The 1,208-nt window shown below is 61.7% G+C and carries 1 protein-coding gene and 1 pseudogene; both read right to left on the minus strand.

The window, feature by feature from the left end:
- Nucleotides 1–76: 76 nt before the first annotated feature.
- On the minus strand, nt 77–562 hold the full coding sequence (locus AC097L_RS25170; RefSeq protein WP_479589438.1) for a type IV pilin protein: 486 nt from the start codon (nt 560–562) through the stop codon (nt 77–79).
- Nucleotides 559–1,208: pseudogene (locus AC097L_RS25175) on the minus strand (hypothetical protein); the annotation flags it as partial. The pseudogene AC097L_RS25175 and the gene AC097L_RS25170, both read right to left, overlap by 4 nt.

The raw sequence follows: 1,208 nt of genomic DNA on the forward strand, positions 1-1,208 counted from the left end.
GTGCCACCGATCCCAGGCAGGCACCTACCCATCGGCGCAAGCCCTGGTGCGGGCGAAGCGGCTGCGTTGCCAGCCTTTATCTCCAGCAGTAGGCAATGGCGGAGCTGAGGTCAGATCCGGCTTTGGCTGTGTAGGTGCCCGCCTCGATACTGCGCCGACCCAGGTTGTCCACGGTCATGTTGCCGCAGCGGTCTGCGGCCATGCTGGAGCCGGTTTTGCGCGTAGCGGTGATGGTATAGGCCGTGCGAGGGCTGGAGGCTGCGACGGCGACGGCAATGTCGTAGTACTTGGCGGAGGGCAGGGCGGCCATTTGTGCCGGGAACTGGCTACTGTGCGTGACGGCCACGCCACCACTATTCTGGTCGTAGCGAAAGTTTTCTGAATAAAACCGTTCCATCCACTGCTGGCCGCCCATCAGGGCGGTTTGCGCATCGGCCCGGCGACCACGCGCTACCTGCTCGGTATAGCTGGGCAATGCGATGGCCGTCAGTATGCCGATCACCGCAACGGTGATCATCAGCTCGATCAGGGTAAAACCCTGCTGGGCTTTCAATTGCTTCATTTGTCCGTCCTTAGTCCAGGGATCTCGCGCCACTGCACGCGGCCCAGCGGGTTGTAACACAGGGCACGGCTATCGTCGCCGCTGACGATCGCCAGCACTTTGCTGCCAGGCGGGCAGGTGGCCTCTACCCTGCAAATGCCATTGTTGCAGTCGGTACTGGTGCAGCCTGCTGCACCCTCTACACAGGTCGTCGGCTGGAATGGGGAGGACGAACGGTTGTTAACCGTGACCCATTTTTGGCTCAGTACTGCGCTGCCCGCGACCAAGGTGCCGTCCGACATCAGGCCTTGGGCTTTGCGCGTGGGTATGCCAGCGATAGGGTCAATGATGTAGAGGGTGATATCGGGGGTGTCGTAGCAACTTTCGGTCCCCGATTTCTTGCGGATGGTGGGGAAGATCAGGTAACCCGCTTGCACATCGGGGTCGGCCACCAGCATTTCTGACAGGTTGGGTGTGCTCGGCGGTGCCGAAGCACCGGGGAAGTTGAAGTACCAGCCGTCTTTGGCGGTCCAGTCGATGGCCGTGTAGGTGGATACCCCGCCTGTGGTGGTGTTGGGGGTCGCCGTTACTTGTCCCGCAGAGTCGCGGGTATAGGAACGGGTCACCATGGTGGAAAGGTCCGCCTTGACCATGGGTCCGGTACCGG

This window comes from Rhodoferax sp. RT5P35, from assembly GCF_056521385.1.

Bases quoted from the DNA above. Each gene is read 5' to 3' on its own strand.
- AC097L_RS25170 (WP_479589438.1), bottom strand. From the start codon at position 562: ATGAAGCAATTGAAAGCCCAGCAGGGTTTTACCCTGATCGAGCTGATG.